This window comes from Caldiplasma sukawensis, from assembly GCF_052315375.1.
Lineage (GTDB): Archaea > Thermoplasmatota > Thermoplasmata > Thermoplasmatales > Thermoplasmataceae > Cuniculiplasma.
The window spans coordinates 28000-54257 of sequence record NZ_JBLSDG010000005.1 but is presented as its reverse complement, the minus strand read 5'-3'; the positions used below and the strand labels follow the sequence as shown (position 1 = coordinate 54257).

The window sequence follows — 26258 nt, the reverse complement described above, 5'->3', positions numbered from 1 at the left end:
CATTTCAAAAAATTTAATTGTTAGAATACATTAACCTTTTGAAAGCCGCTGTAGCTCAGTTTGGTAGAGCACTCGCCTGTTAAGCGAGCGGTCGTCGGTTCGAGCCCGACCGGCGGCGTTTTAGTTTTTGTTAAAGTTAGACTTGCCATTTCTAATTTTTAAAATATGGATTTTTAGTTATCTATTGATTATAACATAATCTATTTCCATTCTGCGTGCCAGTTCACCATCTATATCATCCCTGTCCCCGATAACTATTGAACTTTCAATGTCAATTTCAAAATCCTTCATTGCTTTTTTTATTAAACCGGTTTCTGGTTTTCTGCATGAGCATTTATCATCAGGGGTGTGAGGGCAAAAGTATGTTGCATCCACTTTCACACCTCTTTCTTTCAGTTTTTGAATCAAAGCGTTATGGAAATTTTCATAATCCCTCATTGAAAAATACCCTCTTCCAATGCCAGATTGATTTGTAATTATAATTATGAGATAATCTTTTTCCATGTATTCCTTCATCATCTGTACTGTATCATCGTAGAGTTTTATCTGAGAAACGTCGTGACAATATGGACAGTCATGAATTATTGTTCCGTCCCTATCAATGAAAAGGGCCTTCTTTTTCACCATTTGTTATGTCAATTTTTTATTTCCTTTTTTTGTTATTATTACTATTTGTATATGGAAAATATTAATATTTTCTAATCTTTAATCCCCTCTATGAATGATGAAGAAATCAGCTCTTATCTTGAAGAGGGATCGAAGGTCAGACTTAATATGGACATAAAAACTATAAGTTATATTGATGAGAGCATATATAAAACATTTAAGAATGGAAAAAAATTAATAATTTTTGGAAACGGAGGAAGTGCTGCAGATGCACAGCACATCGCAGCTGAGTTTGTAGGCAGGTTTGAAATGGAAAGGAAACCTCTTCCTGCAATGATATTACATGGAAATTCTTCATCAGTAACCGCTATCGGGAATGATTACTCATATGATGAAGTTTTCAGCAGACAGATCCTGGCATTTGCAGATGTGGGTGACATGATAATTGCACTGAGCACAAGTGGAAATTCAACTAATGTTGTAAGAGGGGTTGAAGCTGCAATTAAAAAAGGATGCAATGTATTTGCCATAACAGGTAAGGATGGTGGAAAATTATCCACTTTAATTAATAATAAAAACATTCTTAAAATAGAAAGTAAAAGAACATCAATAATTCAGGAGTGCACAATAGCTGCAGGGCATATCTTTTCAAAAATAGTTGAGGATAAAATTAAAGAAAATGGTGAAATCCAATGAATAGAAATATCAGAATTGTGACTACAAAAACACCTTTGAGAATTACATTCACAGGTGGTGGAACAGATATTCCTGACTTTTATAGAAATTACGGGCCTGGATCAGTTGTTTCAGCTTCCATAAACAAGTACATATATGTTACGGTTGCAAGTAATTTCAGAACCGATGAGATAAGGGTAAGTTATTCTAAAACTGAGAATGCAATAAAGAACATAGATGATATCAAACATCCCACAGTCAGGGAGGCACTACGGTTACTTGACATAAAGAAAGGTTTACAGATTGTAAGTATAACTGAAGTACCTTCTGAAGGGACTGGCTTAGGGTCCAGCAGTTCGTTCCTGGTGGGTTTATTAAATGCCCTTCATACATGGATTGGAGAAACTGTTTCACCAGGACAGCTGGCACAAGAGGCTGTTAAAATTGAGAGAGAAATACTAAAAGAGCCAGAAGGGAAACAGGATCAGTACTTAGCTGCTTATGGTGGAATACAACATCTAATATTTGAATCAAATGAAGAGGTGAAAATAAATAGAATAAAAATGGATGAAGAGGGAATTAATGCTTTGAATCAGATGCTAATGCTTTTCTACACAGGTATCGAAAGAAAATCATCCATTATCCATAATGAACAGAAAAAAAATGTTGAGAATAAAAAGTCAAATTATGAAAGGATGAGAGATATAGCATTTGAGTCTGCTCAATCCATATTAAGGATGGATTTTGAAAATCTTGGAAAACTTATGGATGAAAACTGGAAATTAAAAAGAGAACTTGGTTCAGGAATAACCATGGAAGATATCGATAGATGGTACAGTGATGCCATTAATGCTGGTGCATACGGAGGAAAATTGATTGGGGCCGGGGGAGGAGGATTTTTACTTTTCCTTTCGCCACCTGAAAATAGAACAAAGGTGATAAAAAGTTTAAATCAGCTTAAAATCTATGAGATTCACATCGAAAATTTTGGTTCCAGAATAGTCTATATGGAATGATTAAACCATATTCTTAAACTAATTGATGATTAATTTAAGTTTAAAAGTATTTTGAATTTGTTTTAAATAAAATGAAATGGTAATAGGAAATGAATAAGATATAAACGTCAAAGATTTAGGTATTTTCATCCTGAAAAGGATTAATTTCATTCGTATTAAATAAGATAAATTGTGAAGTTTAATTAGCTTTCTATCTTATAATTATACATATTTAATTCACAGATCCTTTCAAAACCAACTTTTTCAAGAATTGGTGCTGAAGTTGATTTCAAAGCATGCACAATAACATAATCAATTCCATTTTCTTTGGCAATTTCCATTCTTTTAATTATCATGTTTTTGTAAATACCCTTTCCCCGGAATTCCTTTTTTACTGCAGCACCATCCAGGATTGCGTAACCATCCTCAGTATCCATCTCCATTATGGAAAAACCAACTTTTTCCTTACTATATTTTTGTGTTGCCACAAATAACTTTATTTTTCCTTTGTATCTTTCAGTGGAATTTATCATCTTGGACATATAAACAAGTGATTCAGCAATGTTATCAATTCCCATTCCGAATGATGAAGATATAAGTTCAGTATAATTTTCCATTTCTTCTATGTTAATTTCGTCCACAGTATAATCATTATTAAATTTCAATCCAATTTCAGAAGTTTTCATTGCAACACCATATTCAGAATTAAGTTCGTCGTAATAAAAACCCTTCTTTACCAACCTTTCTTTTATATCGTTTGGCTTAGTAGAAGGCCCGATAATCCAGCTGAAGGACTTTTTTCTCTCCTTAAAAAAATTAATGACTTCATCTATTCTATGATCTATATTATCTGAGAAATTTGCAAGCCCCACATGATTAGCATTTTCAGAATTAAATGGAGTCACATATCCTTTAATTCCATCCAAATTAATCCTTTCAATACCAATTTTTTCGAAAAATTTTTCATCAAGTCCCTTTCTGTCCAGCATAGCATTTGTTTTTTCGATCGTAACTATAAGTTCTGCTCTCTCCATCTTTAAATAATGTATAGCATTATAAATTTTTTTCAATCTATTAAATATTAGTAATTTTAATTATCAATAATTTAATTTGAACCTTAAAGTCATTTTTAGGCACACATTCCTAATTTAGTTAAAAAAGAGATATTCATTATTTTAATTATACCTTAAGATGCACTTTTTTTCTCTCTATTTTTAAATACAAGATTTTAAAAAAGAGTGCTTCTAAATTTTAAAGATGTAACAAATATGGTGGATTAGTTAGTTTTTCAGGAAATGGATAAATTGCTAAAGGTTCCACCTCACTAATACAGTTAGCCATAAATTTAAACTTCTTTTTTATTGAATAAAGGCAAATTAATATTATTTAAAGAAAATATAAAAAAAATATTGTGAATTAAAAATGATTTTTCTTAATTATCATATGAATAATTATTGTTCTACTTGAATTTAAGAGTGTGGAAACTGTTTATACCAAATGCCATAAAATTAAAAAAAGGCATGAAAATGAAGAAATATGGAAATTCAACCGTTAATTACATATTAAATGGAAAAACAAAGGTATTATGGAATGTAATGCCCCCAGTACCAGAGTCAATTTTCTTTTAACCATTTATGTTTTATTCTTGAGATTGTCACCAGGTTATCATCTAAATTCATAGATATTGAGGAATTCAAACAAATCTTTTCTAAGAAAAAATTTAATTTTTAGTTGAGCATCATCATTTTCAAATTTGTATCATACATGGTAAAATAATAAAGCTTGCATATATATAATAAAATTTTTGAAACAAGATTAGAAATTTTTAATTTAAACAATAATTTAATTAAATATGTAATGTCCACACTGGATTTGATTAAACTTTTAAGTGAATACTATCTAATTACCTACTCACTTATTTGATCTGAACAAGTGATTGATAGAATTTGTGAATAAAATCATTAATATATTGAAGCTCATCAGAAATAGGTGTCTCCCCTTCGTTTAGCACCCTGGTTCTTATCTTATAAAAAGAATCAACAAAAAGACTATCAATTTGGACACCATTGCTAGATGCTTTATTAGATAGTAGTTTAACCTTATTTTGAAATGACATCTCATTGACCTTTTCCCTCTGTTCACCAAGCTGGACTAATCTTTCAGTTATCATAATGTCCAGTAATGACAGGAATAGAGCCGCTGATGCCCACTCCTCTCCTAATCTAAGCGCAAAAATTAGATCCCTGTGTGCGGCTAAAAAATCTTGACCCTGAACATTTGAAGGGACGAACGTATGTACCATATTGAGAAGGTCCTCAAAAGTCTTGGAATAATTCAGTATAAATGGAATACAACTGGCAAACATCATTTCAAATTCAATCCTTAATTCTTCAATTGTTACATTATCAGGATCGATCTCTGGCAACATTGTTATTGATTCTGGTTGAATTTCCTTTAGTATTTCTTTTAGTTCAACATACCTTTTTGCTATCGCCTGTGTGGGCATAACTTTCTGCGAATTTCCGAGAAGTTCTTTTAAGGAATTTACCATAAAGAAAAGGCTGATAGCCCTACCTGCTTGTTCAGGGGTTTTTGATTTGTTATTCTACTTAATCTTAGATCTTTTTTTAGTTTTACCCTGCATATGAAACAAATCTAGTGTAATATATTAGCATTCCCATCAAGCATCCCCTTAAGCTTCCTCTCCTGAATTGCACTCCGCAGGAGAGAATAATGTGCCCGGAGCGAGCCGGAAGTCCTGCGAAGCAGGACCGAGTGGTGTAAGCTTCAGCGGTGGGTGGTGTGTAACACCACACATAAACCAAGAGCGGCGATTACATGAGACCACTCTGAATAAACATAGCGAATGAATGGCTCTTTCGAAGAAAGAGTGCGAGCCGTAAATCAAAAGATGTGGATTGCTAAGCAAGACGGAGGTGAATTTTGATTGGAGGCGAAGCATGGGTCCTGTGCTCGGCGTGCAGGCGAGCGGAGGGAACATGGTGAATAGCGAAGGCTCAAAGAGGGGTGGCTGAGCGTAGCGAAGTCGGGGTGAATTTGAGCATGAGCAAAAGTAATTTATAAAAGATTATTAAGCTCATTGTATAATGTTCTGTAAATACTTTGGTTGCTTTTTTGCATAAAATAACCTAATAATAAACGAAGGGTTTTCTTTTCTGGGAATAACGTTAAAATAATATCATTGAAAACTTCTTTGTTTTCAAATAACTTTCTAAATACACTTGTTGGCAAATCTTTAATCTCGTTAAATGTCTCCTCTGCTTCCAAATCAAAGTCATAGAGACCACAAACTTATTGGACTCACATAATGTAAGTATGGTATTCCTAGATCAAAACATCAATCTAATGACACCAATAGGAAAGGTGCTTTTCCAGAACTGGGGAGCTTAGGCAGAATTTGATAGAAAACACATATTGAAGGGGGCACAAGAAAGGAGAATGGGCTCAATGCTTCATGTAAGCAGGTCAGAAAAACCATGCTTGGTTCCCTGAAAGATCTCCCTTAAACTGTAATAAGTCAGAAACAAAGGTAAGATAATTCTATAAATTCCTTAGCTTAAGAACAAGGTATCACATAATACCATCAGGAAAATGTTGGTAATGTCAAAGGTGAAAATAAGGAACTGAAAACTTGTTAATACATAGAAAAAATTACAGGAGTTTTTGAAAATCCTCGATGCTCAAGCCCGCCTGTTTGATTATTGCCCTTAAAAGTCCAGGGCCAATCTCTCTGTGATTTGGGACAGTAATCTTCTTTCCGGATTTGTTTACAAGTGTAATGTGACTTCCTGTTTGATGGTCTAAATTATAACCTATCTTAGAAAGAGCTTTTATTACATCGTTACCGGACAATACCGGAAGCTTAGGCATTCAGTATTACTTCCGCTCCAACATCTTCAGGAATGGGCTCATTGTGCTTTTTAAGGGAACCTATATATGATTCTATGGCCTCCTTGATGTTTTCAAGAGCTTCACTTTTCGTTTTACCTTGTGTGAAACATCCTGGTAGTGCAGGAACACTGACAACATAGAATCCTGCCTCATCCCTTTCAAATATAACAGTATACTTCATCATAGAACTATGTATATCGAATTTATAAGTTTTTTTCCTTCAGGATTATCTTAAGGTTATAGAATTCAAACAATCTTATGAATTTATCCGTTCTCTTTGTTAGAGGTCTAGGGATGAAATCATCCAATGTTATCATAGCTCCATTAGAAATCACGATATACCCTCATTATAACAATGGTAGATCCAATTATATCTTTCAGGAGACCCGGCTCATTTGAACAAATATAAGATGATTAAAAACCTGATGAAATGAAAGTGAAATAATTACATTGATTCACTTCCTTGCGCCCATTGATTTCTTCAATACAATGAATGTGACTATTTGTAGATAAGATTAAAACGAAAATGCATGATGTGTATACTTATCTGCTATTCTTCTGTGGTATATAGGAGAATTAAGTTATCTATAAGGGATGAGGACGGGAGTAACCTCCATGTTATGCTTCGTTTGCTAATAATTGGTAACTCATATGCCAACCAGGTTCAAGATTAGGGCGATATCACAAGACTTGCAATTCTAGTGTCTTTCCGTGAACTATTAATCTATAATTCCATTGAAGCCGTATTCCTTAATGAGAAATAGCAATAAGTCTAAAAATAACAATAGCAGATTTCTAAAAGAAATATACCTCATTTGTGAATTAATAAAGAGAAAAATCCACTAAAGAAAAAACCGGCTTATTGGACCCAGCGTTATTCCTCTTGGAAATTTAGTTTACAATGATGAAAAATTGACTTAGCGGATATCGATTATTTAAGAGATGTAAATGATGCAAAAATTATGAAAAATGCATAAGATTTTTGTTAAACAATCCTGAAATTTTACATAGAAATTTTGCTAAGGCATTAATTTCAAGAGTATATTGAATGAGAACTTATTTTCCCACTTAAGGAGATAAAGGCTGAAGCGCCCTACATATAGAGGATATCACATAAGGAAGCAATGAAAGTCATCTTTGAAACAGCCTATGAAATCAAAGCATTATATTCTCTGAATAAAGATATTTGGGTGTTGGTAGAACTCTTGAGGTTCGTTTTGTCAATGAAAGATTGGACATCTGGCAGTCTAAATGTCCTGAATAGATAGGATTAGAGCACAATAGGTTTTGATTTTTTCAAAATCTTAATTGGTATGGCCATCTCTTTGAGAATTTTATTCAGACAAGACGATTGGACTCCAGATGTTATCATAAAACATGACTTAAACATCTAAGATCTATATGTTCTCCTTTTTATACATGAAATGAGCGACTTGTTGGAGCATACTAAGACCTGCCCGTATACTTATGATAAAAGCTCAGGAAATAGCCTGGCAAATATAGCAGAGGAAATAGTAAATAAGTTACAGTCTTGATTTAAATTTTGGTATTTTTAATGTATGACATGCTCAAACTTTATTTGCGTAAGAAACCATGAGAATAATCAAAATGGGAAATCATGATGCTAATTATCAGTAATGTGGTTCTCATGTCTCAGGTATAGCATGTGGCAGAATCATTCAACTTTTAAAACAAGCCTCTATTTTCTATACTAAAAAAGTTTTGTATGAACGCAAATTCATATAAAAATAAAACAAATCCCTATTGTGTATGGAATTTGCACCTATTATCTATTTACACATAATCATAGAGAATTAAGATTTATTATGATATGTAAAACCACGAATTTCATTTATTTCATTGTGTATCTGTGCGCGTAATGAGACAAAGAAAGAGAGTAAGTTTTTTTATTGAGAGTGAAATTCTTGAAAATCCTAGAGTCTATGGGCTTAATCTTTCAGCTTTTCTGACCACCTGCCTGAAATCTGGCTAAAAACCATCCTTTCTTTTGCTTGCAGGAGAGCAGAAGGTACATAGTAAATAGTGAATGGAGATTGAATTTGAGCCTTAAAAAGATATTACCTTTGATCAAAAATAGTATAATCAGCAAATTGTTCATCTAACAACTTTTGAGACTTACTATTCAGTAATGATTTAATCCTTCTATTTGCTATATCTATGTATTTTTGATCTATATCATACCCAATATAATGTCTATTCAATTCAATTGCAGCCAAAGCTGTTGTTCCACTACCAATAAAAGGATCCAGCACTACTTCTTCTTCAAAAGAGTATAGTTTTATCAATCTCTTTGGTAACTCGATTGGGAAAGGTGCAGGATGACCAACTTTGGTTGCTGATTCAGCACCTATTGACCACATACTCTTTGTGTACTGTATAAAATCATCCTTAGTCATCGTGGATTTCATATTGGCTTTGACTCCTCGAGTAAAACTCTTCTTTGAGAAAACCAATATGTATTCGTGAGAATCTCGAAGAACTGGGTTTTTTGCTGACATATATGTTCCCCAGGCTACTGAGGAACTTGCAGTATTTCCCTTATCCCAGATTATCTCTCCTCGCATCAAGTAGCCTAATTTAATCATGTCTTCGATTATGTAGGCATGTAGTGGAATGTATGGCTTACGACCAAGGTTCGCGACGTTTATACAAGCTCTACCTCCGGGAATGAGCACTCTATAAACTTCTTTCCATACACTGATTAGAAAATATCTGTATTCATCTAGGGACATGTCTTTATCATAGAGTTTTCTTCAGATTTGGCACAGTCTTCAAAAAATTCCAGTTCTTAGCCTCTGGATTTGGCATACTCCTTGATTATGATCATTTCCCTCTCGCTGGACCCTTGCCGATTTCATCTTTTGCACTGGTTCGAAATTAGCCCAAAGTAACTTTTATTTGTGTCGCAGAATTTAGAGTGACGCATATGTTATTAAAATCCAGTGTTTATTGGTGTTACTAAAATTAAAAGTCAAATGACAGTTAGATCACATGCTATTTTTTTGAATCTCTAATTTTCAAGTATCTTCTTAGGAGGACTAATACTCCAAAAGCCTATAGAGCAGCGTAGAACACGGTGCTCGCTAGTGAGTTGAATCTTATACATTCATACAAATAATAAAGGCCGACTGTTAAAACCACTAAACCTGAAACTGCAATGGAAGTGGAAATGATAAAGTATTGTCTCCGGCTTAACATTTGAGTCATAAGATCTGCCTCACGATTGAACTTGGGATCATCTGAAGACACGGATATTGCATTTGCATGATTATCTTCTACTCATTTTTTCGAATTCTTCTCTTGCTCCCTTTAGGGCAAGTAAAATACGCTCTTCCTTTGGAGTGTGCTCACCTATTACAGTGAAGAATTCCTCATCAGAGTTTATTTTCCCTTGAAGGTAGAGATCAGATGCTTCTTTCAGCTTCTGTTTATAAATATCGGTGTCAGAATCGTCAACTATGTTGCTATAAATGAAGTTAGGCTTTGTCGTATTTGACCTGTAAATTATTTTTCTTCCAAAACCCGTTTTAAATCTAATAGATTGGGCGGTGAGAACCACAGCAGCGAAGGTCAGTGCATCTACGATATAGTAAAGTGGAGTATAATAAGGAGATGAGCTGGGTACAAAATATAAAACTGAGAATAATACAAGGAAGTCAACAACAGCTACAATTAATAACGGAACCCAACGCGTAAATCTACCGGAGAATGCCATTCAATTACCTCTAATGTCTGAATGTTAATTACTTTTTCTTTTAATATTTCAAAGCTTTATAACTTAACGTTACAAGTTAACCATTACTTGGTTAACCGTTTCTTAATATCCAGTTCGATGTTTTCCAAGTATTTGGCCTTTTCCTTTTCAATCATGGAGTGCTTCTCGTCACTTCTTAATAGGTTCTTCCGATCCGAAGCGCCCCGAAGTATCTCTTATGGTTTTCGTACTGCCTTTCTGTGACCTTAAAAACAACCTTTTTCTTATATTTTCCATTTTCCTTATCCTGTTCTATGTCAACACTTGAGTTCTGGGATATGAGGCTTCCAGGCCTCTCATCTTGATATTGTTCATCATTTTACCCTGAGTTTTTTTAATCTCCTTTGCCAAATATTCAGCAGATCCTTCAAGTAACGTTTTCTTAGATCGCTTAATACAACCTCTGTGAGCATATCTATTCTCCTGTCAAGCAACTTGCACTTTAGCTGGGCCGAGGAGCAGATCATCTCCCCGGAATGACTGATAATGCTATGTACAGATCGCTTGTATAAGAGTGCTGTAATTTGCGTTTCCTGTCCTTTATTGGTCTGAGAACCGTTTCCACGCTCCTGTCAGGAGGATACTTATAATCCGCGGGGTGTCAAAATCATGAAGTTTGAATAACCTAATCATTTATGTTAAAATATCAGCCTATCTTCACTTCGATTTTCTATTGTTGAAAATGTCGCTTGCCCTTTTTTGCAGCTTTCCGCTCTTTGCTGCAAGCAAAACTCCAATAAAGAGTATTAAAGCAGAGATGAAGAATATTCCCAACCCGTAGAAGAAGAACGAAATATACAATGACGCAGAATAATTAAGATCATGAAATAGAGCTCCAAGAACCATTATCACCATTGAACCTATAAACATAAAGGTTCCAACAGTCATTGTTTTGTTTATTGGATGAAATTTAACCATTTTGTCATCACCTCATTTATAATCATTCTTGAATATCTTGGTAAATTCAAGCATCTGCTCCTCCTTGGGCCCACGCTTTCCCACATAGTTATAAAATCCCTCTTCATCTATTTCCCCTGCAATATACTTATTGGCCGCTTCGTTTAGTCTTTTCGTGTATTTTGTTGATCCATAAGGCTTTCTTATGAACAAACTACTGTATTCAACTGTTTTTCCGTCAGATGATTTTACGGCACCGGGAAGTTCAGAAAGTATATCATGGTCAGTCTCCCAAGTTCTTGTGCCCTGAATCCTGTTTTGCCTAATCACCCAGGTGAAACCTCCTGAGCCTATTTTTCCAATCACGGGGTTTATCCCATAATCCTTGGCCTTAAATGCTCCGTAGAGTAGGGTTGAAAATCCTATTCAAAAGGGAATGAAGAAATCTAGGAAGGAACCCCAGAGGCTATAGATCAATATTTTTGGATACCTGAGAGCTAGCAATGTGTCAACGACCATTATTGCAATGCCCATGCTTAAACAGATTAATCTATCTCTCATTTACCTGTCACCTGAAATTTGTCACACCTTCCATTATTTTTAGTTTCCCCTCTGTATATTCCTCCTTATGTGGCACACTTAATCTTGTTGTTTTTCTCCCTTTTGCATCAAGGAAATTACTTCAAGTCATAAAGTTTGAATAAAAATATTAGATTTAAAATCTTTCAGTATATAAGAATGATTGGTAAGTTCAATGTTTCAATTAGTTTTTGTAACCTACTAAATAAGGTTAATGTCCTAATAGATATTACCTTTATGCATATTTTTATTATATTTTGGGAGAATATATAAAACAGCATTTTCATTATAGCCTTTCCTTTTGGCAAAAATGCCTGAAACTCATAGCCAAGACTGAGGAATTTTTCTATTTCGCCTACAGTCACGAGTTTCTGCTTTGAGCCGTTGCCTGACATTGCGCCTGCAACCTTGTCGCGGAGCAGTTTCTGGAATGCCTCTTTATTCATCTCTGCAAGGGTCATTCTATCGATTTCATCCTGCTTGTAGCCAACTGCAAGTAAAAGCTGTTGCTGGAGGTATATCTTTGCATCGGTTTCCGATGGGTCTGTTATCCTCGTTTCAAGGTACTTTAAGCATTTTTTATATGACGCGCGAATCTCCTCGATCTTGTCAGGTGACAATCGCTTGTTCGTGGAATATCTTGCTTCAATGTCGACCTTATGACCCATTATGAACTGCCTCCACGGATGAGATATGAGACCTTTGCTCTCTGCTATGTCAAGTGCCGTTGAGAAGTATCCCCTTAAAACATACGATCGCATTTTCATTCCTGCTCCGTATATGGCATCTCTCACATCTCTTGTAACTAGCGTTGTCCTTAGAAATGCGTTCTTCTTTATTCCTCGGACATCGAACTGCAATAGCTGTGAATCATATGTCAGTTCCTCTCCCTGCTTTCTCCTCTCCTCAAGATATTCCTTTATATATATTTCTCATTCCTCGCCTAAGAATGAGAAATACTGGTGCCTTGCCTTGCTCAGCTTGCTTCTCACCGTTACAGTAACAGGGATCTTGTTGAACCCTATCTCATCGGATAATTTCAGCTCCTTTAAATCTCCCGATCGCAATCCATCAGTGCCTTCATAATCGCAAAGCGATTCCGGTCTCAGTCCTGAAAATGCCATTAATGCCATGATAACTCTTCCACGAGAGGTTGCCTTTCTCAATATCCTTGCCAATTCTTCCTTGCTGGGCACTCTCTCATTCGCTATCGTTGGCGTTTCGTTCTCTCCGGATATGTTAACGGCTAACTGTAAACTGATACCGTTAAACTTCAGCCATGATAAGATAACCTTCTTGAACCTCGCAATGTAAGATCCTGCTTTACCCTCTCTTTCCAGCTTTCTTATAAAATCTATGAATTTATCTTTGAATTCCTTTTCATTGTTCTTTGCATTTTTTAGAATTTTCTTGGGATTTGTATCGTTGAGATGGCAATAATATCCTAATCCTCGCACATAAACTGTTTCAATGAGAACTGAATATGGATTCAGGTTCTCAAACCATCTTCACACATCATCATCGAGAAGAAGATCCTTATATCTGAGCCGAATGATCATGATATCACAACACAACGGTTAAAAGCATCAAAAGTATTCGATTAATAGTTTAAATGGGCCCGACCGGATTCGAACCAGTGACCTCTGCCTTGTAAGGGCAGCATCATAACCACTAGACTACGAGCCCTTAATCCTTTATTTTTAATACGTATTAATTTTTTTATGTGGATGAATCTAAATTATTATAATATATTATTTTTAAATGAAAAGAGGTATAAAACCTTTAAAATAAAGGAGGTTTAAACATTAGATTTAAGTAATAGTGAACACATATGTTGATGAAGCCCAATGAGGATAAATGTGGGAAACGTATGTACCATGGAGCTTGATCCAGAAGTTCTAGAAAGTGAGGAAAGAAAGATTCCTGTCTGTGTTCATTATCTTGGAACTAAAACCTTTCTTATGCTGGAATTAAATGCCTCAATGAAAAAAAGTATGGTAGATTATTTTATTAAATATAGACCAGTTAAGGGAAAATCTGTTCTTCTTACAATCAAAAGGGAGAATAAATTTAAATATGTCCTATCACCAGGAATTATAATATTGAATGATGTAAAGCTGTCAAGTAATAATTTATAAAATTATAAAAAATGGATTGAGTAAATTTATTAATAACTTTTGTTTTCTATATTCGGTATGCAAGAAGGCAAAAAAAATAATAGGCGAAGTTTTTTAAGAAAAAATAAAAAAGATGGAGAAAACCAACTAGATATTCTCAAACCTGATAAGATAAAAGAAAATAGTCTAGTTGAAAGGAAAAAATACGAAGTACTGGACGAATATGATGTAATCCCTAATGAGGTTACAGTTTCAATTTCATGGAATCAAGAGAGTATGGAAACCCTTTATGTTTTAAATGAGCCAGAGCTCACTGATCAAGAAAAATTGACGCTCGATATAATTAAAAAAAGTATGGAACAGATAATTAAAAGTATGAAAAAGTTCCCAAGTGATTTTGTAAATGTAAAGATTGGATCTGTAATTGAAAGTTACCTCAGAAATAGGGGTTACAAACTCCCCAGACAGAGTGTGGATAAGATAAAATATTATATAAAAAGGGATTATGAAGGTTACGGACCTTTGGATGCGGTAATAAGAGATCCTATGGTGGAAGATATATCCTGCAATGGAGTGGGGATACCGGTTTTTATTGAACATAAAACCCATGGATCACTTAAATCAAATATAGTATTCCAGTCAGATTATGAACTTGATTCTTACGTAATAAGGCTTGCCCAAATTTGTGGTAAAGAGGTTTCTATGAATGAACCGATTCTAGATGGTACTTTTCCAGAAGGACACAGAATCCAATTGACCTATGGAAAGGAAATATCATCTAAAGGGAGCTCTTTTACCATAAGATTGTTCAGGGAGACTCCTTTCACACCAATAGAATTAATAAAATATGGGGCAGCTTCATCAGAGGTTGTTACATATCTCTGGTTTGCAGTGGAAAATCTTAAATCAGGGATAATTGCTGGTGTTCCTGGTGTAGGAAAAACATCAACAATAAATGCAATGCTCATGTTTATTCCAGGGAATACAAAGGTATTCACCATAGAGGAGACAAGGGAGATCAACATAATGCATGAGAACTGGGTTGCAACATCCACAAGGGAAAGTATATATTCCACATCAAACGCAGATATCAAAAATCCACCAATAGGAATGTTTGAACTTGTTAAAATGGCAATGAGACAAAGACCAACTTACATAGTTCTTGGAGAGATTAGAGGAAGAGAATCCTATTCTCTGTTCCAGGCGATTTCTACAGGCCATACAGCATATTCAACAATTCATGCAGATTCAATGGAAACACTTATCAACAGACTTGAATCAAACCCTTTGAATATTCCTAGGGTCCTCATAAGTGCACTTAACTTCGTTATATTTAACAAATTCATTAGAATGGGTAGAAGAAATATGAGAAAAATTACAGAGATAGATGAGATAATGGGAATAGATCCGGAAAATGGAGAAATACTCTATAACAAGGTATTTCATTTTGATTACAATGAAAATGAACAAATTTATAGTGGCTATTCAAAAATACTAAACGATATAAAAAATCAGAAGCAAATGACCGATGAGGACTTTGAAAAGGAATTTGAAAGAAGAAAGGCCCTTATTGAGGGAATGGTTAATAGCGATATTCGGGACTATATCAATATTTCAAGAATAATAAATGTGTATTACAAGGATCCTGAGACAGCTCTTAAAATGGCAGGTGTTAAAAATTGGATTCAGGTAGAGAGATAAAACTAAAGGAAAAAACAGAAAAACCAACAAAGTTCAAGCTGATGAAGGAGAAGGACAAAATGACCTCAGTGATTCCAAAGCTGGGGGCATTTGACAGGTTATCAATAAAACTATTTGGAAATTTAGTTCAGAAATATGCTGACACCACAAACATAGATCTGGCTCTTCAGAAGGCAAGGATTCCTCTGACAGGTGTTGAATATTACTCTAGAGGGTTGTTTATTGCACTTATAATGATCCCTGTAACTTTAATTGCTGCAGATTTTCTTGAATTTCTCATACCAAGTTTTGGTTATCTTGTCTTTGCTTTTTGGTTTTTAATTATTGTGGTCTATTTCAGTGTCCTTGCAGAATATCCAAATTCAGTGGCTGGAACAAGAAGGAAAAAGATTGACGCCCTTCTTCCATCAGCAATGTCATTTATTGCTACCATGGCCTCAGCAGACGTACCTGTTGAGAATATAATTTATGAGCTATCAAATAACAAGGATTATGGTGAGGTTTCAACAGAAGCTAAATTCATATCTATAAATACAAGAATTTTCGGTAAAGATATAGTATCAAGTTTGAAAGAGGCAGCAACATATACACCATCCCAAAGGTTTTCCGAATTTTTGCAGGGGATAATAACGACAATGACTTCTGGAGGAGACATAAAAGAATATTTTAAGGAAAAAGCACTTCAATTTCAAACTGAGTTAAGTACTCTTATCAAGAGAAATACAGAATCACTTTCAGTTCTGGCAGAAAGTTATATCATTGTAGGTATAATGTTTCCACTCATACTTATGGTCATCATAGGAACATTAACAACAGTCATACCAGGTGAATCCGGATTGACCGTGGTAGTACTGTATCTTATTGTTTTTCTTATAATACCAATAATAGCAGGAATGTTTGCACTTATTCTCAGCAGTACAATAGGCGAGGTGAAGGTATGAAATATTCCATTGGTGGAATATCTTTAAGATATTTTGTTTTGTCGCTGTCCATACTAGCCGTTATTATCATGAATCTTCTAGGAATTATTTACAAAATTCCATATATGAATGTTCTTGTTCATCCTATTTCCGTTTCGAGTATAATCATTCTGATAATATTGATGCCTTTTGGTGTGGCTGATTTTGCAGAACAGAAGAGAAAAGAAACTGCTGAAAAAAGACTGCCCGATTTCCTCAGGGATTTGGCAGGATTCACAAATTTTGGAACACCTATGTCTGAGGCACTATTGAAGGCTTCTGAAACAAATTATGGCCCTCTGAATGAGGAAATAGATCATATTGCCGGAATGATTAAACTTGGCATTCCTGTTGAAACTGCAATTGAGGATTTTGGAACAAGAATTAAATCTAAAAATATAAAAATGACAGGAGACATAATTAAAAAGGCAAGTGAAGCAGGATCAAATACATCGGATGTTGTATCATTGGTGTCCAGCTTTGCCACACAAACTTACCTCATGAGAGAGAGCAGATATGCAGATATGAGAAGTTATTCAACTACACTTGCAACTTCCTTTGGTGTTTTCCTGTTTGTCATAATAATGTTAGATCTTTATTTCTTCCCAAAACTTTCTGCAAGTGGGCTTTCCTCCAGCAGTTCTCTGAATTTTACAAGCTCTTCATCATACATAATAGAAAAAATATTCAGTGCTGGCATAATTGTTCAAAGTGTTGCAAGTGGTCTTATTTCAGGTGTTTTCAGGGACGGAAGAGTTGTGTCAGGTTCAATGCTTGCTGGTATTCTCACATTGATAAGTATAGTAGTTCTTGCAATAGTGGGGGTTCTGTAAATGGCGTTAATAGGAAGAAAAAAGAAGTCCCAGAGAAGATTTTATTCCTCTAAAAATGTAGAAGCAATAGCTCCAGCACGAACAAAGGATGACAGAGACTACCATGATATAATTCCAGGATTTGTTTATGCAAGGGTTTATTTTGACAGAGGAGTAAACCTTTTCAAATACGAAATTACTGAACCGTCAATAAGAGACAGAACATTCAGATTGTATAAGAAATTCAGGGAGGAATTTTTCAAAAATATAACAGATCCCAATCTTTTTGAACAGGAAAAAATTAACAAGAATGAAACTGTAGAGAAATTTAAGAGAGCATTAAAATCCTCGGGTTCATTCACAGCTGAGGAGATAGAAAAGCTGGATTATTACGTAAACAGGGATATTCTAGGTTTTGGAAAGATAGATCCCCTGATGAAAGACCCATCTGTGGAAGATATCTCCTGCGATATGCCAAATGCTCCTGTTTATATCTATCACAGATCATTTGGGTACATACCTACGAACATTCAATTTGAGGAGGATGAACTTGATAACTTTATTAAAAAAATATTGCAGGATGTGGGAAGGCATATTTCAATTTCTAATCCAATAGTTGATGCGACTCTTGAAGATGGTTCCAGAATTTCTGCTTCCTTTGGAAAATTCATTACGAACAGGGGATCTTCCTTCACCATCAGAAAATTCAAAGAGGAACCACTTACCCCACTTGATCTCATAAAGAAGAATCTGGCAAGTTCAAGGGTTTTTGCATATTTCTGGGTTCTGGTTGAAAACGGTGCTAATATTATGGTTGTTGGGGGAACAGCAACTGGTAAAACTACTCTCCTTAATGCAATACTCCTTTTCGTTCCAGCCCAGAAAAAAATAGTATCAATAGAAGATACAAGGGAAATAAATCTTATACATGAAAATTGGGTTCCAATGGTTACAAGGGTAGGTTACGGTCCTTTAGATAAGGAAACGGGAAAAAGAATGGGTGAAATAGATATGTTTGACCTTCTCACAGTAACCATGAGACAAAGACCAAGTTACATAGTGGTGGGAGAGGTCAGGGGGGCTGAAGCGTTCACAATTTTTCAGGCAATGTCAATTGGAAGATATGTTTTTGGAACATTCCACGCTGATGATATAAGCACTTTCATACATAGAATGGAGTCAAAACCAATTAATGTTCCAAGAAACCTTTTATTGACTCTTGACGTAGTTGTTATTCTTCAGAATGTTCTTGATGAGAAGGGGGCAAGAAGAAGGATAAAAAGTGTGACTGAGATAACAGGCCAGGATGACGTTACTGAAGATATTGTGGTTAACAACGCATATAGCCTGAACGAAATAACTGATACACAGACATATTCAGGTTACAGCTATGTGTTGAAGAGAATTGCTGAGAAGGAAGGAAAAATGGAATCAGAGCTTGAAGAGGAGATAACACTGAGGGCAGAAATTCTTGATAAGATGATTGAAAAGGGCATATCAAATTACAAGGATTTTTACAGGTTTGTCAACTATTTCTACAAGGAGAGAAAACTTGTCTTCAGGGCACTTGACATGACAGATAAGATGGATACAAGTGAAGAGGAAAAGATAGAATAATAACTTTTTATGAACCTTGTTCCACCTGGATGGATGCGTCTTTGGGAAGCAGATGACCAGAAAGAGCTGGAATGTAAAGGGTCTGAAAAACTATTGAAAATAAGACCACAAAACTGACAACAATTTCAATGAAACCTCCCCATTTTATAAGGAGAGTATTTCCTGTTGCCAGACCCACACTTAGTGGTATTGTTGACTGAACTATAGATACCACCCCCTTTGGGCCGGAAAGTGAAATAAAAAGCTTGGTACGCCAGTTAAAAATTGTTTTTTTCTTCCTTTCATATGCTATGGACAGAAATACTGCAATTGGTCTTGCCACAAACATGATCAATAATGTTAGTATCACACCTATAATAAGGTAATTTGAAAAATCATTCACAGTAAGGATTGAACCAACAAGTATGAATATCAATCCTTGAGAAAGATAGGAAAGATTTTGCTGAAAACTCTCTTCCCTTGTCCAGAATATATTTTTGCTTGCATAATTTCCTATTATAGCACCGGTCCCTATAATTGCAGGAAATGGTGTTATTCCCAGCCCTTCAAAAACGGTTAGTTCAAACAGGATTGTGCCAAGCATTAGACCAACTATTAGATTTTCGAAATTTAGGAATTTATTCAGATAGATTATTGTAAATCCTATTATAACACCGGCAATAGAAGGGACTGTTATCTGTATAAGGAAATAATATACGGCTCCCATTGCAACTCCAGAGGAATTAAGAAGATAGGAAAAAACTGGAGATGTTGATGACGTTGGATCTATAAGTACAACCGCTATTGCTGTAAGTATAATACTCAGAGGATCGTTGAATATGCTTTCCCCTATAAGTGTTCCTGTATAATCATCCTTAATTCTGATCTTCTTGAAGAGTGGAATGAGAGTGGAAGGATCTGTGGGGGAAACTATAACACCAAAGAGAAATCCTATAAGGAAGGGTGCACCTGTCAACATGGAAAATAAGAAACCCGCTACAATAGCTGTTATAAATATACCAAGTGTTGAAAGAGATATTATACTGGCCGCGAATTTTCTGAAAATCCTAAAGTTGATAGTATGGCTTTCTGAGTAAAGAATAATTGTAAGACCAAAAATACCTATTCCAAATTGTGCAAAACTATCAAGCATGTATGAGGAGAAAGATGTATTTATAAAATTAAGAACAGGACCAAAAAGGAGACCAAAACCTATAAGAACTGGAATCTCCACTATTGAGGCTTTCCTGGCTATAGGTATTGAAAATGATGCAATTATGAGAATAAGACTGACCTGAAGGAGAGACAATTCCCCATTCAGTACCATCTGTCTACATCCTCAGGAGAAATGGGTAATCTTCTTTTGTGGGCAGATTTTTCGTACATCTCCCTCAAACGATTTCCATTCTTGCTTTCCCTGAATTTTTTATTTTTCCTTAAAAAATTAATTTCCTCATCTATTTCATCATATGTCATACCAAGTTCACCTTCGTCTGTCTGATTTTCCCATAATCCTGCTGAGGGAGGTTTATCTATGATTCTCTTTGGAATTCCAAGATATTTTGCAGCTTCTCTCACTTCACTTTTTGTGAGGTTTATGATTGGCTCAATATCACATGCTCCGTCTCCAAATTTGGTATAATAGCCTGTGATGTATTCACTTAGATTTGTTGTTCCAATTACTAAACCATCCAGTGAATTTGAAAATAAATACAAAATGGACATCCTTATCCTTGATTTCAGATTTCCTGACCACCTAACATCTTTTATATTTGTTTCCGCAAGTATTGAATTTACCGGGTCATCAATTTTTATTGTTTTTACTGGAATATTTAGTGATCTGGATATTAAATCAATATCTTCATAATCCTCTTTTTTTGTTGAACTTGAAGGCATGAATATTGCATGAATTTTTTTGGCATCAATGGAATTTTTCAAAATATACAGAACTAGGGTGCTATCTATTCCTGAACTGAGTCCCAACACGGCACTTTTATCACCTATTTTGCTCGTGAGGAACGAAGATATTTCCTCTATCTTCTTATCAATCATAAAACCATATTTTTTAACACATTAATTAACTATTCTCATACTTCAGTACTGTCTCGATATCCTGTTCTTTATTCTCTCTATATTTATCTTCATAAAATTATTAAACAGAACTGACGTAGTTACAGGTCCTACACCACCGGGAACTGGTGTTATAAATCCTGCCTTTCCGTTAAGGCTTTCAAAATCTGCATCCCCTGTTATACCGTTGTCTGTCTGTATTATTCCCACATCTATCACAGCAGCTCCTTTCCTTATGTAAGCGTCATTGAGATAATTTTTAACCCCTGTTGCAGTAACTATTATATCTGAATTTTTTGTAACCTTACTTAACTCCTTCGTCTTGGAATGACACACTGTTACCGTATAATCATGGTTGATAAGATAAGCCATAAGAGGTCTTCCTATAACTGGTGATCTGTTCACAATGCATATGTTTTTACCATATTCCTTCAATTCCTGCTGGATGATTAGATATGAAGCCATAGCAGTGGCTGGAATTACGGTTTCAATTCCATAAAGATTCTGTCCCATTGTTCTATATGATATACCTTCAACATCCATATATTCAGGTATTAGATTTTCCATATCTTCCATTGATATCCACTGCGGAAATGGTCTTTCAAGGATCACCCCATCAGGTTCTATCTCTGAAATACTCTCTTCTATGGACTTTACTGGATTTTTCTCATTGTTTTTATTTGTTACCATGAATGTGACATCTATCCCAAGTTTTGAGCCTTTTCTGATTTTACTCCTTCCATATATTGATGCCTCAGGACTGATGCCCCAGTCAATGTCTAAGAAACGTGGATTTCTACCCCTAATGCTTCTAAATTTCTCAACCATCTCCTTTGTCTGATTATCAATGTTCTCTGAAAATCTATTTCCGTTAAAAATTTTGGTTTCCATTATTCCCACTCAATCACACTTTTAATTTCTCCATTTGCCTTTTTGAAAAATATTTCCGTATTACCTGGTGAAATCCTGTTGGAAATAATTGAAGAAAAAACTGACCCGTATCTTCTATTCCATTTTGAAAGATCATCCAGCGCCTTAACATAATGTGTTTTGGCTGCATCAACTGAACCGGCTATTGTTATGTTCCTTTCGATTATATAATCGATGTCCTCCCCTGAAACTTCCGTGGCGGGAGCTTTTCCGTTTGTACCGAATAGGATTGCAATACCATTGTAATTCATATTTCTTATGTAATTGAATATTGTTCCCGGGTCCCCACTTGTATCTATTAGAAGATCTGCCTTAATTCTTTTGCTGAAATCTTTGTCCTGAGATGTATCTACAAAATTAATCCCAAATGTATCCAGCATTTCAGTGATATTTTTTTGCAAAGAATGCCTGTTAACCATAAATGTATTAAAACCCCTATCCTTTGCCGATAATCCGTATAAAAATGCCTCATTTCCTGTTCCAATTATGATACAGTTCTTATCAAGAAATGTGGAATCCCCTGATGGGTAGATGGATCTTGATGACACCCTGTCAACAACTTCCATTGCTTTTTCCACATTTTTTGTTGGCTCAGTCAAAACCGCAACATCCTTAAGTGAAGGATCCTCCACCTTAACAAGGTTTATACCCTGTTCATAAAATTGTCCTCTCATGAAACCATGCAACCCGGTTATTCCTGCCTCATGCTTATTTCCATCTGAACAGTTATCAGGTCTTCCAATTCTGCAATTTGGGCAGTCTCCAGCTCTTCTAACAACAGGTACAACAAGATCTCCTGTTTTAAAATTTTTGTCGGAACTTTCAACCACTTTGCATAATGACTCATGACCCATAACTAGGAAATCATAACCAATTGGATTGTAAGCAAAACTTAAGGATCCACTAACTATTCCTCTGTCGGTTCCGCATATTCCAGTCAGGACTGGCTTTAAAAGAACATCTCCAATTTCAGAATTTATTTTAATTTTCTTATACTCAATAGAACCTTCAGGAGCCTTAGTCACATATGCAAAAGTTTCATAAGAGTTCATAATTAATGGATAAAATCAATTCTAAAATATGTTTCTATATCTGATGGCCCATTTTTTCTTTTTTTGTCATGAGATAGAATTTGTTATATTCTGTAGTCTGACTCTTTATTGGAATTCTTCCACTAACATTTATTCCGTTGGCTTCAAGGAAAGATATTTTTTCCGGATTATTTGTCATGATCTTTACGGATTTTATCCTGAAGAATTTTAAAACCTCAACAGCATAAGTGTAATCCCTGGAGTCGGCGGGAAGACCCAGTTTAAGATTGGCCTCAACTGTATCGTATCCCTGTTCCTGAAGGCTGTATGCCTTTATCTTATTGATGAGACCTATTCCCCTTCCTTCCTGTCTCAGATATATCAACAATCCATATTCCTGTTCTCCAAGGTATACCAATGACTTTAGAAGCTGATCTCTGCAATCACATCTCTTTGAACCAAATACGTCACCAGTTAAACATTCACTGTGTATTCTCACAGGAACATCAGATTTTCCTTCAACATTTCCCTTTACAATAACCGCATTTTCATTTGATTCTCCATTCTCAAATGTGTAAATATCAAACTGACCAGCCAATGTTGGTAATTTAGCCTTTGCTGCCAATCGTATCATTTCTTATCTTAGTAAGATTATTAATGCATATAAAAACATATATTTGATATATTTTTACATTATCAAGAAGAAATTTTTTCATCTAAAATTAAATATTACAATTTCTTTCCAATAAAATAAATGGAAAGCAATTATGTTATTGTGAATGGTAAGAAAGTAAGGATGAGGAAATTAACAAATGAGAATTACAGTAAAAATTTTATTCTTTTGCATGGTTATTCATTCAACGGTAGAGTGTGGGAGGATCAAGGAGTTGCCAACACAATATTCAAAAAAGGTTTCAACGTTTACATGCCAGACTATCCTGGTTTTGGGGAGTCTGAAATTAACGAAAAATATTCTATACAAAGGGGTGTTTTGGAAAAATCTCCTGAATTTATTAATGACCTTGTGAAAATTCTTGATCTTTTTGAATATTACATTCTGGGTTCATCAATGGGTGGAGGTATGGCATTGATGAATGAAATCAAATATCCGGGGAGTTGCAAGGGTATGGTGCTTGTTTCCCCTGCCTGGGTAGAAAAATATAAGGAAAGGTTCAGGGAAATCAAGATTCCTGTAGAATTGATATGGGGCGAAAATGATAATGCTGTAAATCCAAGTGTAGGCAAAGAATACACTGAACTTATTCCCAATAGCACAATGACTCTAATAATGAAAGCAGGTCATGCTGCATATATTGATAATAATAAGGAATTTTTATCAGTGCTCTTAAGAATCCTGGATAATTTTATAAAAGCTGAATTATGAATATTGAATAGATATCATTTTCATCCCTAAGCCTTTTTAAAACCTTATAACCTGCCATTTCACACATCTCCTTGAATTTTTCTGGCTTATATTTGTAGGAATATTCAGTAATTATATGTTCGCCCTTTCCTATTTTTATTGTTTCACTATCTATATTGAATTTCAAATTTTTCTTTGCAACCAGATGCATCTCAATCCTTGATTCCTTTTCATTTAGAAATGCCAGATGTGAAAAATCATTTTCATTAATTTTGATTCCCAATTCCTTCCTCATTCTAACAATAATATTTTTGTTAAAATCTTCTGTTATCCCTTCTTTATCATTGTAGGCCCTCTCAATCATATCCTTTTCTTTCATGTTGTCAACACCAATAATAAATATATCGTCCTTTCCCAGAATTTTTTCTCCTATCATTTTCATAAAATTTAATGCCTCCTGAGGTTCAAAATTTCCTATGGTTGATCCGAGAAAGAAGGCACCAAGGTTTCCTCTATGGCTTAGATATGGTAATTTTATGTCACTTGTGTAGTCTGAACATACTCCAACTATGTTAAGATATTCAAATTTCGAAGAAATAAGAACGTTTATATTCTGAAGAAATGATATTGATATATCAACCGGAAGATAAAAGGAAATTTTTCTGCACTTCTTTAGAAATATTGATGCCTTACTAATGTCACCAGGGCCAAATTCCATCATTATTGAGTCTTCTGGCAATAGTTTGCATATTTCTGCTGAATATTTTTCCAGAATTGATTTTTCAACCCTGGTTGGGTAATATTCATCAAGTTCTGTTATTCTTCTGAAAAGCTCAGAACCTCTCTCATCATAAAAAAATTTTGGTGGCGTTCTCTTTACTTGGGATTTTAAACCTTTAAGAAGCTCAGCTTTAAAATCTGCTAACTGTGGTTTCATATCCATGATTTGAATGATTCTTGACATCTAAATATCCTCCGCCAGCCTGAAACCACAGAATTGCCACCTATCCCAGGGATGATAAAAATTTCTATAAGTTGGGCGAAAATGTTTTCCTGGAGTGCCGTATGAACCTCCTCTTAACACATACTGGCCTGACATAAATTTATAATTGTATTCACCAACTTCACCGGATTCCTCCCTTCCACCAGGATATCTGATATAAGGACTTGAAGTCCATTCCCATAGATTTCCAAAAGCATTTATATTATTATTGGATATGCAAATTGCTCTGAAGTTTTTACTTTCGAGAAAGTTTTCCAGATCATTTCTTTCCTTATTTCCAAAAGCTATTTCCCATTCATACTCGGTTGGAAGCCTTTTACCTTTCCATCTTGCATAAGCATCTGCTTCATAATATGATATGTGGGAGACTGGTGCATTTTCATCAATGTCTTCAAAACCTGACATTTCATAGGTCTGGATATTTCCCGATTGCTCCTTCCAATACATTGGCATACTAATTCCATTTTTCACTATAAAGTTCCAACCTTCTGAGAGCCATAAAAGAGGATTTTTATATCCTCCTGCTTTTATAAATTCCATATACTCTCCGTTTGTCACTTCCTGATCTGAAATTCGAAAACCGTTTGAATACACTTTATGCCTGGGCCTCTCATTGTCAAAAGAGAACTCGTTTCCTCCATAGCCTATTTCATAAATTCCCTCTTTCACCTCCAAATACCCGCTTTTTCTATTATGGCAAATACTATTGGCTTTTTCACAATAATCATCCCTTATTATGCTGAAATAATTGTTTGCCTTTATGTCCATTAAAAGAAGTTCCTGGTGCTGTTCTTCATGATTTATTCCAAGTTCAATTAGATACATTTCTCTTTCATCGAAACTTTGAATTGAATCCAAAATTAATTCATCCACATATTCTCTGTACGATCTTATTTCTTCTACAGTAGGCCTGGACTGAGTACCTCTTTTTACTTTCTCCATCTGCGATCCTATGCTATTGTAATATGAATTGAAAATGAGATCAAATTTTTCATTAAATTTTCTGTAATTTTTAAAATATTTTTCAAGAATAAATTTTTCAAAAAACCAGGTGGTATGGCCTAGATGCCATTTTGGAGGGCTTGATTCTTCCAGGTATTGAACAACGTAATCTTCAATTTTAAGTGGACTGCATAATTCCAGAGTTCTTTTTCTAACCTTATTGTATAGTTTTTCAAGACTCTGTGCGTTCATAAATATAGATGAATATCTTTGTATATAATTTTAAATGTGGAAT

The 26258-nt window shown here is 34.9% G+C and carries 27 protein-coding genes, 2 tRNA genes and 1 pseudogene; 9 read left to right on the top strand and 21 right to left on the bottom strand.

The window, feature by feature from the left end; translation table 11 throughout:
* Positions 1-44 precede the first annotated feature (44 nt).
* Positions 45-118 (top strand) — tRNA-Asn (locus ACNF4Z_RS04160).
* Positions 119-177: 59 nt separating this feature from the next.
* On the opposite strand, the gene ACNF4Z_RS04155 is transcribed toward ACNF4Z_RS04160, so the two are convergent.
* Positions 178-627, bottom strand: coding sequence for a D-glycero-alpha-D-manno-heptose-1,7-bisphosphate 7-phosphatase (locus tag ACNF4Z_RS04155; RefSeq protein ID WP_458327987.1), 450 nt, complete (start codon positions 625-627; stop codon positions 178-180).
* Between the two features lie 90 nt (positions 628-717).
* Between ACNF4Z_RS04155 and ACNF4Z_RS04150 the strand changes: the two genes are divergently transcribed.
* Positions 718-1302: a D-sedoheptulose-7-phosphate isomerase gene (locus ACNF4Z_RS04150; RefSeq protein WP_458327986.1), complete on the top strand. Its 585-nt coding sequence runs from the start codon at positions 718-720 to the stop codon at positions 1300-1302.
* On the top strand, positions 1299-2297 hold the full coding sequence (locus ACNF4Z_RS04145) for a GHMP family kinase ATP-binding protein (protein ID WP_458327985.1): 999 nt from the start codon (positions 1299-1301) through the stop codon (positions 2295-2297). Before ACNF4Z_RS04150 ends, ACNF4Z_RS04145 begins: the two co-directional genes overlap by 4 nt.
* 182 nt (positions 2298-2479) lie before the next feature.
* On the opposite strand, the gene ACNF4Z_RS04140 is transcribed toward ACNF4Z_RS04145, so the two are convergent.
* The 13 genes and pseudogenes from ACNF4Z_RS04140 to ACNF4Z_RS04080 all read right to left on the bottom strand — a co-directional run bounded on the left by ACNF4Z_RS04140 (position 2480) and on the right by ACNF4Z_RS04080 (position 13125).
* Positions 2480-3310, bottom strand: a complete 831-nt coding sequence (locus tag ACNF4Z_RS04140; protein ID WP_458327984.1) for a GNAT family N-acetyltransferase — start codon at positions 3308-3310, stop codon at positions 2480-2482.
* Between the two features lie 881 nt (positions 3311-4191).
* Entirely contained in the window at positions 4192-4827 is a 636-nt protein-coding gene (locus ACNF4Z_RS04135) for a hypothetical protein (RefSeq protein WP_458327983.1), read from the bottom strand.
* A gap of 527 nt (positions 4828-5354) precedes the next feature.
* A complete protein-coding gene (locus tag ACNF4Z_RS04130; RefSeq protein ID WP_458327982.1) occupies positions 5355-5564 on the bottom strand; it encodes a hypothetical protein in 210 nt (69 codons plus the stop codon).
* A gap of 384 nt (positions 5565-5948) precedes the next feature.
* A complete protein-coding gene (locus ACNF4Z_RS04125; protein ID WP_458327981.1) occupies positions 5949-6167 on the bottom strand; it encodes a type II toxin-antitoxin system HicA family toxin in 219 nt (72 codons plus the stop codon).
* Positions 6160-6369: a type II toxin-antitoxin system HicB family antitoxin gene (locus tag ACNF4Z_RS04120; RefSeq protein ID WP_458327980.1), complete on the bottom strand. Its 210-nt coding sequence runs from the start codon at positions 6367-6369 to the stop codon at positions 6160-6162. The genes ACNF4Z_RS04125 and ACNF4Z_RS04120 overlap by 8 nt, the downstream gene beginning before the upstream one ends.
* Before the next feature lie 1897 nt (positions 6370-8266).
* Positions 8267-8959 (bottom strand): annotated as a pseudogene (locus ACNF4Z_RS04115) (DNA-methyltransferase); the annotation flags it as partial.
* Between the two features lie 518 nt (positions 8960-9477).
* Positions 9478-9924 carry a hypothetical protein gene (locus ACNF4Z_RS04110; RefSeq protein ID WP_458327979.1) on the bottom strand — a complete coding sequence of 149 codons (447 nt, stop codon included), beginning with the start codon at positions 9922-9924 and terminating at the stop codon, positions 9478-9480.
* A gap of 353 nt (positions 9925-10277) precedes the next feature.
* On the bottom strand, positions 10278-10430 hold the full coding sequence (locus tag ACNF4Z_RS04105; RefSeq protein WP_458327978.1) for a hypothetical protein: 153 nt from the start codon (positions 10428-10430) through the stop codon (positions 10278-10280).
* A 190-nt stretch (positions 10431-10620) separates the two neighbouring features.
* Entirely contained in the window at positions 10621-10881 is a 261-nt protein-coding gene (locus ACNF4Z_RS04100; RefSeq protein ID WP_458327977.1) for a hypothetical protein, read from the bottom strand.
* Between the two features lie 12 nt (positions 10882-10893).
* Positions 10894-11226, bottom strand: coding sequence for a hypothetical protein (locus ACNF4Z_RS04095; protein ID WP_458327976.1), 333 nt, complete (start codon positions 11224-11226; stop codon positions 10894-10896).
* Between the two features lie 359 nt (positions 11227-11585).
* Positions 11586-12200, bottom strand: a complete 615-nt coding sequence (locus ACNF4Z_RS04090; protein ID WP_458327975.1) for a hypothetical protein — start codon at positions 12198-12200, stop codon at positions 11586-11588.
* Between the two features lie 171 nt (positions 12201-12371).
* Positions 12372-12896 (bottom strand): hypothetical protein, encoded by a 525-nt coding sequence (locus tag ACNF4Z_RS04085; protein ID WP_458327974.1) that lies wholly within the window; start codon positions 12894-12896, stop codon positions 12372-12374.
* Positions 12897-13052: 156 nt separating this feature from the next.
* Positions 13053-13125 (bottom strand) — tRNA-Val (locus ACNF4Z_RS04080).
* A gap of 161 nt (positions 13126-13286) precedes the next feature.
* Between ACNF4Z_RS04080 and ACNF4Z_RS04075 the strand changes: the two genes are divergently transcribed.
* From ACNF4Z_RS04075 to ACNF4Z_RS04055, 5 genes are read left to right on the top strand one after another with little or no spacing between them, the layout of a single operon-like run.
* Positions 13287-13577: a hypothetical protein gene (locus tag ACNF4Z_RS04075; RefSeq protein ID WP_458327973.1), complete on the top strand. Its 291-nt coding sequence runs from the start codon at positions 13287-13289 to the stop codon at positions 13575-13577.
* A 57-nt stretch (positions 13578-13634) separates the two neighbouring features.
* Complete coding sequence (locus tag ACNF4Z_RS04070; RefSeq protein WP_458327972.1) at positions 13635-15257, top strand: type II/IV secretion system ATPase subunit; 1623 nt, start codon at positions 13635-13637, stop codon at positions 15255-15257.
* Positions 15236-16198, top strand: a complete 963-nt coding sequence (locus ACNF4Z_RS04065) for a type II secretion system F family protein (RefSeq protein ID WP_458327971.1) — start codon at positions 15236-15238, stop codon at positions 16196-16198. Before ACNF4Z_RS04070 ends, ACNF4Z_RS04065 begins: the two co-directional genes overlap by 22 nt.
* Positions 16195-17049: a type II secretion system F family protein gene (locus ACNF4Z_RS04060; protein WP_458327970.1), complete on the top strand. Its 855-nt coding sequence runs from the start codon at positions 16195-16197 to the stop codon at positions 17047-17049. The genes ACNF4Z_RS04065 and ACNF4Z_RS04060 overlap by 4 nt, the downstream gene beginning before the upstream one ends.
* Entirely contained in the window at positions 17050-18645 is a 1596-nt protein-coding gene (locus tag ACNF4Z_RS04055; protein WP_458327969.1) for a type II/IV secretion system ATPase subunit, read from the top strand.
* A gap of 7 nt (positions 18646-18652) precedes the next feature.
* On the opposite strand, the gene ACNF4Z_RS04050 is transcribed toward ACNF4Z_RS04055, so the two are convergent.
* The 5 genes from ACNF4Z_RS04050 to ribA are packed head-to-tail and all read right to left on the bottom strand — an operon-like array spanning position 18653 to position 23289.
* Complete coding sequence (locus ACNF4Z_RS04050) at positions 18653-19951, bottom strand: cation:proton antiporter (RefSeq protein WP_458327968.1); 1299 nt, start codon at positions 19949-19951, stop codon at positions 18653-18655.
* A complete protein-coding gene (locus ACNF4Z_RS04045; protein WP_458327967.1) occupies positions 19942-20676 on the bottom strand; it encodes an NAD+ synthase in 735 nt (244 codons plus the stop codon). The genes ACNF4Z_RS04050 and ACNF4Z_RS04045 overlap by 10 nt, the downstream gene beginning before the upstream one ends.
* 42 nt (positions 20677-20718) lie before the next feature.
* A complete protein-coding gene (locus ACNF4Z_RS04040; RefSeq protein ID WP_458327966.1) occupies positions 20719-21585 on the bottom strand; it encodes a tetrahydrofolate dehydrogenase/cyclohydrolase catalytic domain-containing protein in 867 nt (288 codons plus the stop codon).
* A complete protein-coding gene (locus tag ACNF4Z_RS04035) occupies positions 21585-22676 on the bottom strand; it encodes a glucose 1-dehydrogenase (RefSeq protein WP_458327965.1) in 1092 nt (363 codons plus the stop codon). Before ACNF4Z_RS04035 ends, ACNF4Z_RS04040 begins: the two co-directional genes overlap by 1 nt.
* A gap of 34 nt (positions 22677-22710) precedes the next feature.
* Positions 22711-23289, bottom strand: a complete 579-nt coding sequence (gene ribA / locus ACNF4Z_RS04030; RefSeq protein ID WP_458327964.1) for a GTP cyclohydrolase II — start codon at positions 23287-23289, stop codon at positions 22711-22713.
* Positions 23290-23409: 120 nt separating this feature from the next.
* Here ribA and ACNF4Z_RS04025 point away from each other — a divergent pair, with 120 nt between their 5' ends.
* Positions 23410-24039: an alpha/beta fold hydrolase gene (locus tag ACNF4Z_RS04025; RefSeq protein WP_458327963.1), complete on the top strand. Its 630-nt coding sequence runs from the start codon at positions 23410-23412 to the stop codon at positions 24037-24039.
* Here the strand turns inward: ACNF4Z_RS04025 and egtD are convergent.
* Together egtD and egtB are read right to left on the bottom strand one after the other, a co-directional pair.
* Positions 24020-24982, bottom strand: a complete 963-nt coding sequence (gene egtD / locus ACNF4Z_RS04020) for an L-histidine N(alpha)-methyltransferase (RefSeq protein WP_458327962.1) — start codon at positions 24980-24982, stop codon at positions 24020-24022. The genes ACNF4Z_RS04025 and egtD overlap by 20 nt on opposite strands.
* Entirely contained in the window at positions 24983-26215 is a 1233-nt protein-coding gene (gene egtB / locus ACNF4Z_RS04015; protein ID WP_458327961.1) for an ergothioneine biosynthesis protein EgtB, read from the bottom strand.
* Between the last annotated feature and the right edge of the window lie 43 nt (positions 26216-26258).

Bases quoted from the DNA above. Each gene is read 5' to 3' on its own strand.
- ACNF4Z_RS04155 (WP_458327987.1), bottom strand. From the start codon at position 627: ATGGTGAAAAAGAAGGCCCTTTTCATTGATAGGGACGGAACAATAATT.
- ACNF4Z_RS04150 (WP_458327986.1), top strand. From the start codon at position 718: ATGAATGATGAAGAAATCAGCTCTTATCTTGAAGAGGGATCGAAGGTC.
- ACNF4Z_RS04145 (WP_458327985.1), top strand. From the start codon at position 1,299: ATGAATAGAAATATCAGAATTGTGACTACAAAAACACCTTTGAGAATT.
- ACNF4Z_RS04140 (WP_458327984.1), bottom strand. From the start codon at position 3,310: ATGGAGAGAGCAGAACTTATAGTTACGATCGAAAAAACAAATGCTATG.
- ACNF4Z_RS04135 (WP_458327983.1), bottom strand. From the start codon at position 4,827: ATGGTAAATTCCTTAAAAGAACTTCTCGGAAATTCGCAGAAAGTTATG.
- ACNF4Z_RS04125 (WP_458327981.1), bottom strand. From the start codon at position 6,167: ATGCCTAAGCTTCCGGTATTGTCCGGTAACGATGTAATAAAAGCTCTT.
- ACNF4Z_RS04120 (WP_458327980.1), bottom strand. From the start codon at position 6,369: ATGAAGTATACTGTTATATTTGAAAGGGATGAGGCAGGATTCTATGTT.
- ACNF4Z_RS04110 (WP_458327979.1), bottom strand. From the start codon at position 9,924: ATGGCATTCTCCGGTAGATTTACGCGTTGGGTTCCGTTATTAATTGTA.
- ACNF4Z_RS04105 (WP_458327978.1), bottom strand. From the start codon at position 10,430: ATGATCTGCTCCTCGGCCCAGCTAAAGTGCAAGTTGCTTGACAGGAGA.
- ACNF4Z_RS04100 (WP_458327977.1), bottom strand. From the start codon at position 10,881: ATGGTTAAATTTCATCCAATAAACAAAACAATGACTGTTGGAACCTTT.
- ACNF4Z_RS04090 (WP_458327975.1), bottom strand. From the start codon at position 12,200: ATGCGATCGTATGTTTTAAGGGGATACTTCTCAACGGCACTTGACATA.
- ACNF4Z_RS04075 (WP_458327973.1), top strand. From the start codon at position 13,287: ATGAGGATAAATGTGGGAAACGTATGTACCATGGAGCTTGATCCAGAA.
- ACNF4Z_RS04070 (WP_458327972.1), top strand. From the start codon at position 13,635: ATGCAAGAAGGCAAAAAAAATAATAGGCGAAGTTTTTTAAGAAAAAAT.
- ACNF4Z_RS04060 (WP_458327970.1), top strand. From the start codon at position 16,195: ATGAAATATTCCATTGGTGGAATATCTTTAAGATATTTTGTTTTGTCG.
- ACNF4Z_RS04055 (WP_458327969.1), top strand. From the start codon at position 17,050: ATGGCGTTAATAGGAAGAAAAAAGAAGTCCCAGAGAAGATTTTATTCC.
- ACNF4Z_RS04050 (WP_458327968.1), bottom strand. From the start codon at position 19,951: ATGGTACTGAATGGGGAATTGTCTCTCCTTCAGGTCAGTCTTATTCTC.
- ACNF4Z_RS04045 (WP_458327967.1), bottom strand. From the start codon at position 20,676: ATGATTGATAAGAAGATAGAGGAAATATCTTCGTTCCTCACGAGCAAA.
- ACNF4Z_RS04040 (WP_458327966.1), bottom strand. From the start codon at position 21,585: ATGGAAACCAAAATTTTTAACGGAAATAGATTTTCAGAGAACATTGAT.
- ACNF4Z_RS04035 (WP_458327965.1), bottom strand. From the start codon at position 22,676: ATGAACTCTTATGAAACTTTTGCATATGTGACTAAGGCTCCTGAAGGT.
- ribA (WP_458327964.1), bottom strand. From the start codon at position 23,289: ATGATACGATTGGCAGCAAAGGCTAAATTACCAACATTGGCTGGTCAG.
- ACNF4Z_RS04025 (WP_458327963.1), top strand. From the start codon at position 23,410: ATGGAAAGCAATTATGTTATTGTGAATGGTAAGAAAGTAAGGATGAGG.
- egtD (WP_458327962.1), bottom strand. From the start codon at position 24,982: ATGTCAAGAATCATTCAAATCATGGATATGAAACCACAGTTAGCAGAT.
- egtB (WP_458327961.1), bottom strand. From the start codon at position 26,215: ATGAACGCACAGAGTCTTGAAAAACTATACAATAAGGTTAGAAAAAGA.